Annotated in this window: 1 pseudogene; it reads right to left on the reverse strand. The window is 70.9% G+C overall.

From position 1 onward, the window contains the following. Positions 1–247, reverse strand: a pseudogene (locus ACTFO6_RS19365) (selenoneine biosynthesis selenosugar synthase SenB); the annotation flags it as partial.

A 247-nucleotide genomic window follows, 5' to 3' on the forward strand; every position in this document is an offset into this window, starting at 1 on the left:
GCACCCCCGACATCACTGCTTCGGCGATCACGTTGGCGCCTCCTTCCATGAAGGAGCTCACCACCATGAGCCAGGATGCGGCCAGCGTTCGCCGCGCCTGCCCGTGGGGCAGCTCCCCGAGCCAGCGGTAGCTGGGTTCCCGGGCCATGAGGGCCTGGGCCTCCCGGGCGAATGGGGGCGCTAGGGCGGCGCCTAGGTGCATTACGTGGATCGGCACGGCGGAGGGGATATGGGCCAGGGCCTGGGC

Source organism: Pelomicrobium sp. G1 (assembly GCF_051905455.1).
In the GTDB taxonomy this organism is placed as follows: Bacteria; Pseudomonadota; Gammaproteobacteria; order Burkholderiales; family UBA6910; genus Pelomicrobium.